Annotated in this window: 2 protein-coding genes and 1 pseudogene; 1 reads left to right on the top strand and 2 read right to left on the bottom strand. The window is 75.9% G+C overall.

The genetic code is table 11. The annotated features are described in order from the left end of the window. Both GTW43_RS24255 and GTW43_RS24260 read right to left on the bottom strand, forming a co-directional pair. A pseudogene (locus tag GTW43_RS24255) lies at positions 1 to 539 on the bottom strand (hypothetical protein); the annotation flags it as partial. Next, entirely contained in the window at positions 536 to 3,388 is a 2,853-nt protein-coding gene (locus GTW43_RS24260; protein ID WP_161304156.1) for a DEAD/DEAH box helicase, read from the bottom strand. The pseudogene GTW43_RS24255 and the gene GTW43_RS24260, both read right to left, overlap by 4 nt. Positions 3,389 to 3,600: 212 nt before the next feature. Here GTW43_RS24260 and GTW43_RS24265 point away from each other — a divergent pair. Next, on the top strand, positions 3,601 to 3,955 hold a 355-nt coding region (locus GTW43_RS24265; protein ID WP_161304157.1), incomplete at its 3' end, for a histidine phosphatase family protein.

Genomic DNA, 3,955 nt, shown 5'->3' on the forward strand with positions numbered 1-3,955 from the left:
GTCTGGTGGCAGAGCGCGGCGGCGTGCTTGCAGGGCTGGACCCGGTCGGGGCAGGTGCAGTCGGGGGTGAGGTCGTCGACGGCGGGCAGCAGGCCGCAGGTCGCGGCGAGGGCGTGCGGGACGTCCTTGTCGAGGAGCGAGGCCATGTGGTCGGGGCGCGCGGCGGCGCTCTGCACGAAGCGGTCCCAGGCCTCGTCCGGCAGGGTGCGCAGCACCAGTTCGGCCCGGTAGGGGCGGGGGCGCGAGCCGTGCACGTACGCGACGACGCGGCCGGGCGTGACGGTGATCGCGTCGACGTGGCCGCGGTCCGCGTACGCGCGCCCGCGGGCGAGCCGCGCGGGATCGAGGGCGGTGTCCTCCAGGGCGTCCACCCAGGCGTTCCCCCACCAGGTGAGGGCGAAGGCGGTGGCCGGCCGTGCGCGTGGGGGCAGCGGCGGGAAGGTGCGGCGGGTGTCGGTGTGCCGGGCCTGCGCCTGCTCGCCGGAGCGGGCGCGGCCGGGGACGTGCGCGGCGGGCCGGCGCGGCCGTGCGGGACTCATGACGTCTGCCTCCGCAGCGAGACGAGATCGCTCAGATCACGGTCGGACAGCTCGGTGAGGGCGGCCTCGCCGGAGCCGAGCACGGCGTCGGCCAGCGCCCGCTTGCCCGCGAGCAGTTCGGCGATGCGGTCCTCGACGGTGCCCTCGGTGATGAGGCGGTGGACCTGGACGGGCTGGGTCTGTCCGATGCGGTAGGCGCGGTCGGTGGCCTGCTCCTCGACGGCCGGGTTCCACCAGCGGTCGAAGTGCACGACGTGGCCCGCGCGTGTGAGGTTCAGCCCGGTGCCGGCCGCCTTCAACGACAGTAGGAACACCGGGACTTCGCCCGCCTGGAACCGGTCGACCATCCGCTCGCGCTCGCTGACGGGCGTGCCGCCGTGCAGCAGTTGGCTCGCGATGCCCCGGGTGGTCAGGTGGGTGGCGAGGAGCTTCGCCATCGAGACGTACTGGGTGAAGACGAGCACGGAGCCGCCCGAACCGTCCTCCGCAACGATCGTGTCCAAGAGCTCGTCGAGCAGCGCCAGCTTGCCGGACCGGCCCGCGAGCCGGGGGCGGCCGTCCTCGGCCTCCTTCAGGTACTGCGCCGGGTGGTTGCAGATCTGCTTGAGGGAGGTGAGCAGCTTCATGACGAGGCCGCGCCGGCCGATGCCCTCCGCGGCCTCGATCTGCGCCATGGACTCGCGGACCACGGCCTCGTAGAGAGAGGCCTGTTCGCGGGTGAGGGGCGCCGGGTGGTCGGACTCGGTCTTGGGCGGCAGCTCGGGCACGATGCCCGGGTCGGACTTCTTGCGGCGCAGGATGAACGGGCGGACCAGGCGCGAGAGCCGCTCGATCGCCTCCGGGTCGGTGCCGCCGCGGCCCTGGAGCGGGACCTCGCCCTCGACGACGCGCGCGTGCCGGGCGCGGAACGCCTTGAGCGGGCCGAGCAGCCCGGGGGTCGTCCAGTCGAGCAGGGCCCACAGCTCGGAGAGGTTGTTCTCCACGGGGGTGCCGGTGAGGGCCACGCGTGCGGGGGCGTCGATGGTGCGCAGGGCCTTGGCCGTCGCCGAGTGCGGGTTCTTCACGTGCTGGGCCTCGTCGGCGACGACCATGCCCCAGGTGTGCGCGGCGAGCTCGGCGGCGCGGGTGCGGACCGTGCCGTACGTGGTGAGGACGAAGCCCGCGTCGTCGAGGGTGCGGGCGCTGCTGTGGAAGCGGGTGACGGGGACGCCGGGGGCGAACTTCTCGATCTCGCGCTGCCAGTTGCCCAGCAGGGAGGCGGGGCAGACGACGAGGGTGGGGTGCGGGCGGGCGCGGCGCAGGTGGAGGGCGATGAGGGTGACGGTCTTGCCGAGGCCCATGTCGTCGGCGAGGCAGCCGCCGAGGCCGAGCGAGGTCATGAGGTCGAGCCAGGCGAGCCCGCGCAGCTGGTAGTCGCGCAGGGTGGCGGCGAGGCCGGGCGGCGGCTCGACCGTGTCGAGGCCGCGCGTGAGGCGGTCGCGCAGCTCGGCGAGGCGTCCGGTGGGGACGGCGGGGACGCGCTCGCCGTCGACCTCGGCCTCGCCGGTGAGCGCGACGGCCAGCGCGTCGACGGGCGACAACAGGCCGAGTTCGCGCTTGCGGGCCTTGCGCACGAGGTCGGGGTCGACGACGACCCACTGGTCGCGCAGCCGCACCACCGCGCGGTGCGACTCGGCGAGGCGGTCCATCTCGCGCTCGGTGAGCGGGTCGCCGTCGAGCGCCAGCTGCCAGTCGAACGCGAGCAGTTCGTCGCTGTCGAAGAAGGGCGTGCCGTCGGTCGCGGAGCCCGGCGCGGCATGGGCGCGGACGACGGCCGTCGCGGTGAGGGAGCGGGCGAGCTCGCGCGGCCAGTGGACGGCGACCCCGGCCCGGGCGAGGCGGGCCGCGCCGGGGCCGAGCAGGTCGATCAGCTCGGTCTCGGTGAAGGCGAGCACGTCCGGCACGTCCTGCTCCAGGAGGCGGCCGAGCGGCGGCCAGGCGGCGACGGCGCGGCGCACGGCCAGCACGGCGTCGATCCGGGCCCGGGGGCCGAAGTGCTCGTCGGCGCCGCCGGCCCACAGGGCCGCCGCGTCCACGACGCGCGTGGGGTCGGCGAGGCTGTGCACCTGGACGACGGCGGCCCCGGCCCGCCGCTCGCCCGGCTCCTGCGCGCCGGCGTCCTCCTCGGCGGCGTCGAACAGGGCGTGCTGGGCGAGGTCGAGCCGCAGCGACACCTTGACGCCCGCGTCGAGACCGGCCGCCGCCTCGACGGCCCAGGGCCGGGCGTGCGGCAGGTGCTGCGGCGCGAGCGCGGCGAAGGGGGCACCGGCCGCGTGCGCCGCGGCCGGGGTGCGCGGCAGGGAGTCGGCGACCGCGTCGAGGAACGCGCGCACCAGGGCCTCCGGGTCGGCCAGCCGCACCGGGCGCCGGCCGGGCAGGGGCGTCGCGTACCCCTCCGGGGGCAGGGCGGCGGCGATCCCTCTGATCTGGGCGATGTCGTCCTCGTCGAGCGGGCCCGCGCGCCACGCGTCGTGGTCGGACGCGGTGAGGCCGGGCAGCAGCCGGCCGCGGGCGACCAGGTGCAGGGCGTGCGCGGCGGCGGCGCCCCAGGCGGCCGTGGCGGGGTGCGCGGCGTGGCCGCGGCGGGCTGCCAGCAGGAGCGGGAGCGCGGCGGTGACGGGGAGCACGAGCGCGGGGACCGTGCGGGAACGGACGCCGGTGCCGTGCGGCCGCACCACGGTGATCTCCTCGCCCGCGCCGGGCGGTGCGCTGCCGTCCGGCGCCCACAGGGCGATGCGGCCCTCGCGCGGCAGGGGCGCGGGCAGGAAGAGGGCGGCCACGTCCGGTGCGACCGCAGGGGTCCGCGGCATCGTCACTCCACCCCACCTCTTCCCTTCTGCTCTGCGCTGCCCTGTCCTTCTGCGCAACGTGCACGACCTGTACGACCTTACGGGCCGGGTACGACAGTCCCGGCCGGTGCCGCCCGTGCTGCCCGTGACGCGCTCCCCGGTCCGCGGACGGTCCGGGTTCCGGGAGACAATGGCCGCGGACCTGCACGAGACCTCATGAACAGGCGTGAACCTTGGGTGATCTGCTCCTCGTCCGGCACGGCGAGACCGAGTGGGCGCTGGACGGCCGGCACACCAGCTGGACGGACATCCCGCTCACCGAGAACGGCAGGGAGCAGGCGCGCCGTGTCGCGCCGCTCGTGGGCAGCTATCACGTGGGCGCGGTGTTCACGAGCCCGATGCGGCGCGCCCGCGACACGGCGGAGCTCGCGGGACTCCACACGGCCGTGGTCGACCCGGACCTGTGCGAATGGGACTACGGCGGCTACGAGGGCGTGACGACGCTGGAGATCCACCGCACCCGTCCCGACTGGTTCCTGTTCGACGACGGTGTGGCACCGGGCCCGCCCGAGCACCCGGGCGAGACAC

It is taken from the genome of Streptomyces sp. SID5785 (genome assembly GCF_009870065.1).
Taxonomy (GTDB): domain Bacteria; phylum Actinomycetota; class Actinomycetes; order Streptomycetales; family Streptomycetaceae; genus Streptomyces.

Bases quoted from the DNA above. Each gene is read 5' to 3' on its own strand.
- GTW43_RS24260 (WP_161304156.1), bottom strand. From the start codon at position 3,388: ATGCCGCGGACCCCTGCGGTCGCACCGGACGTGGCCGCCCTCTTCCTG.